The 3,978-nt window shown below is 50.8% G+C and carries 3 protein-coding genes and 1 pseudogene; 1 reads left to right on the forward strand and 3 read right to left on the reverse strand.

Features of this window, described 5'->3' with window-relative positions:
* Positions 1-1,522: S-layer homology domain-containing protein (locus DBO31_RS00345; protein WP_200817419.1), on the forward strand; the 1,522-nt coding region annotated here is incomplete at its 5' end.
* A gap of 261 nt (positions 1,523-1,783) precedes the next feature.
* Here DBO31_RS00345 and DBO31_RS00350 read toward each other — a convergent pair.
* From DBO31_RS00350 to DBO31_RS09210, 3 genes and pseudogenes are all read right to left on the reverse strand, one after another.
* Positions 1,784-2,521: an ATP-binding protein gene (locus tag DBO31_RS00350; RefSeq protein WP_159897721.1), complete on the reverse strand. Its 738-nt coding sequence runs from the start codon at positions 2,519-2,521 to the stop codon at positions 1,784-1,786.
* A 17-nt stretch (positions 2,522-2,538) separates the two neighbouring features.
* A complete protein-coding gene (locus DBO31_RS00355; RefSeq protein ID WP_150824159.1) occupies positions 2,539-3,132 on the reverse strand; it encodes a hypothetical protein in 594 nt (197 codons plus the stop codon).
* A pseudogene (locus DBO31_RS09210) lies at positions 3,129-3,978 on the reverse strand (hypothetical protein); the annotation flags it as partial. The gene DBO31_RS00355 and the pseudogene DBO31_RS09210, both read right to left, overlap by 4 nt.

The raw sequence follows: 3,978 nt of genomic DNA on the forward strand, positions 1-3,978 counted from the left end.
CGGCACCAATACCACCGTTGTGAACCAGGATGCAAAGAGCCTTGCCTCTTCCATCACCGACGGGACCAAGTCCAACAACACCAACAACACCGTAGACAAATCGGAACAGCTGATTAAAGCTAGCGATACCCAGTACAATGCTTCTGTTAAGACGGCAACGACTTCGACGGAAAAACTGGTCAGCGGCAGCATCATTGATATCCTGAAAGATGCCGACAATGGATTTGTCAATACGACTGTCAGCACAAGCGATGGAACTTCCAGCACCAGCGTAAGTCAGGGAAGCGCGGATATCACCAATACGGCAAAACAGGGAACGATTACCAACGATGCCAAGAACTTGGTGAACAAGGCGGAAAAAAAACTGTCCAACAGTGCGGCAGAAATTGAAAACACGGCAACTACCAGCATCAAAGATACGGTAGGCAAGAGCACCGTGACTACGACGACGGATGGCACGACTTTCGAAAATACGGACCACAACACGGCAATCGGCGACGGTTCGATTACGAAGACGACCATTTCCGGCAATACCCTCGAAACGGGCAAAGCGACTATGGATTATGCTGAAGTCATGAAAGACCTCACGGTCGGTGGCACGACTACTACGAAAGACCTGCATGTGACCAACAACGCGACTATTGATGGCACCCTCGATGTAGCAGGAGCCGCGAACTTCCAGGATACGGTCACCGTTGCCAAAGACCTCAGCGTAGGCGGCAATGCCAGCGTATCGGGCAGCATGACAGCTTCTTCGTACAAAGTCGGCGACAAGACCTATATTGATGATAACGGCATCAACGCCAATAATCAGAAGATCACCAACGTGGCAGCGGGAGAACTTTCGGCCAACAGCCTGGATGCGGTCAATGGATCACAGCTCTATGAAACCAACCGCCGCGTCAGCAAGATGGACAGCCGCATCAACGAAGTTGGTGCTAACGCAGCAGCTATGGCCAACCTCCATCCTCTCGAATTTGACGCCGATTCCAAGTTCAATGTCGCAGCAGCCGTTGGTAATTACAAGAACGAAACGGCTACGGCTCTGGGCCTCTTCTATCGTCCCAATGAAGACGTCATGGTCAACCTGTCCGGTACAGTCGGCTCGGATGACAATATGATCGGCGGCGGCGTAGCGGTCCGCATCGGCCGCGGCGGCAACAAAGCACGGAATAAACAGATGGCGGAAAGCGCAAAATACGTCAAGAATCTCGAATCCCAGGTCAATACCCTGCAGCATCAGATGGATGCCCTCTTGTCTGTCCTCAATCCGAACCTGTCCAAGGAATTCCCCGATGTACCGGAAAACCACTGGGCATATGAAGCCGTATCCCGCCTGGCTGGCAACGGCATCATCCAGGGGTATGAAGATGGCAAGTATCATGGCGAACGCACGATGACCCGCTATGAAATGGCAGAAATCATTTACAAAGCCCTGCAGAAAGGCGCCAAAGCAGAAGCGAAACTGGTAGAAGAATTTAAACCAGAACTGAAAGCTATGGCTGCCCAGAACAAGGCATAACAAACGCTGAATCCCTGCACCGTCAGAGGCGGAAGCAAAAGGCATGACGAACTGCCGCATCCTGAATTTCATTCAGGATGCGGCAGTCTTGTTATTTGGTGAGATATTGTCAATAAGCGATGGGTCATACATGAGATTTCTCCATCTGCAGCATGATGTATCTGCCAAAGGGACGGCCCTTTGGCAAACTAAAACAGACTATCGCAAAATAGCTTTCGTAGCTTACATTGCGACAGCCTGTTTGTTGTTTCTTAGAAGATGTTATGTGTCTGGCAGTGCCAGCCGGATGTAGGTGCTGAACCAGCCCTTTTCGCAGGTACAGATGACATTGGCATGGTATTCGTCCCGGAAGCGGGCCAAGGATTTCATGCCGATACCGTGGCCCGGGGCATCGGTCGTTGGCAGCCCGTCTTCGTTAAATATGACCGTGCCATCGAAGCGGTTCTTTATGAGAATGTTCAGCATATCTTCCTGACGAACGACGAGAAGCGTCAGGACGCGCCTGCCTTCTGCCTGTTTTTCACTGGCATGGACAGCGTTTTCAATGAGATTGGAAAAGACCATGGACAGGTCCGTGCTGAAGGCCGGACTGCAGTCCGGGATATCGGCCTGGGCCGTGACGGCGATACCTTTGCGTATGGCCGCACTGAGATAAGTCGTAAGGGCGGCATTGACGACCGCGTTTTTACAATACTGCTGCCGTTTGGTCTGATTGAGCTTCAGACCTATGTGTTCAATCAGGGCCAGGGCTTTATCATAGTCGTGATCCGATATGAGGGTTGTCAATTTCTGTAAATATTCCCGTCTTTTTTCGTAAAACTGTTCCATCAATGTCTGTGATTCATTCAGCGACTGGGCGTAATTCTGATTGGACTGGATCTGAGCGGCCAGGGCGTCATTGCGTTCGTGCGTCAAATAAATGGCATCAGCCTGATTGATGCCGGCCCGTACGCTCAGGGCGACGAGCAGGGTAGCGCAGGAAATGATGATTCGTGGCACCAGCATTTCGAAATAGATTACATTGGGGATAGACTGGGTGACAAAAACAGAGATTCTGCCAGGAGCAGGCAGGGAAGGACACAGATATATTTCCAGTAAACCCGTGTGCTCAGCGCATGGTCATTGCGGAATATTTCATTGAAATACCGGATCAGGAAAGGCAGACAGAGTATATAACTGATGGTGTAAACAAACAGTTCGAGTGGGTAGAGCAGGAAGCTTTCGCTGACAGGTAAGATGCCCAGATGAATGAATACATAGAATACGTAATAGATGAAGGTATGGAGCATCAGCATGAATATGGTGCGCAGGGCAAATACGTAGATATGCCGGAAAAAATAGGGACGGATGATGATGACGGCCCAGATAAAATAGGGAATCCATAAAAGGGAATACAGCTTTTTGAACATGAAAATAGAGTGGGACCACTGCCCGCCGAGAAAGAGATAGATCAGGACCAGTGTTTCTGCCATGAAACAGACAGCGTATCCGGCACACACCCATTTTTTTTGCGTTATGGATAGCAAGGGGGCAAAAGAAGCATACTGCAGATAGGCCGGCGGTACAATGGACAGGGTGAGCAGACAGGTAGTAATGAGTATCCATATCATACGGCCGCACCTCCCTTACAGGGAATACGCACGTTGGCGATAACCCATCCCTTCTTGCAGGTATATCGGCCGACTCCCTGATGATTTATTATAAACTGATGCAGGGCCGGTATCACTTCGGCATATGGGCCGTTTTGTGGATGCCCTTCAGCATCCATCAATACCGGGCCGGTCTGACGGTTGCCGATGAGAAGCATGATTGTCGTTTCTGTCTGACGGGCAATGATTGTGATAGACTGCTTGCTTTTATCCTGAGAGCGGCTGACGGCAATCGCGGCGTTTACCAGACGGGCGGCCGCCTGAGCCAGTTCCTGTTCAAAGGGAAGATGCGGCGCCAGCGAGAGGTCTGCCATGACGGGGATACCGTCTTCCCGGGCTTTCTCGATGAGCGGAAGCAGTGTCTTCCGGATACAGGTGTTTTCTCCCCAGTGATAGGGACGGGTCTGAGCCAGTTCCTGCGTGAGCGTTTTCAGTAAGGCCAGTGAAGCTGTATCGTCTTTTTCTTGGATTAACTTGGACAGAAGGCGCAGCTGATGCCGTGTGTCATGGCGGTATATGGACATGCGCCGCTGAGCGGACTGAAGCATCCGCGTATAGTCGGCGAACATTTCCATCTGTGTCAGCAGGGCCGCATTTTCACGCTTGAGTTCGATGGCATAATGAATTTTCCGCGTGCCCAGATACATCGTAATGGCAATACAAATCCCAAACAAGGCTTGCAGTACGCGCGGAATGAGGTATTCGCGGGCTATTGGTTCATTGGTATGGGCCAGAATGGCAGAATATAGGATCAGTGAGACTGGAATCCAGGCGGTGTATTTCCAGAACGACAGCATATCGACCATA

It is taken from the genome of Megasphaera sp. DJF_B143, assembly GCF_900320625.1.
GTDB lineage: Bacteria > Bacillota > Negativicutes > Veillonellales > Megasphaeraceae > Megasphaera > Megasphaera hexanoica.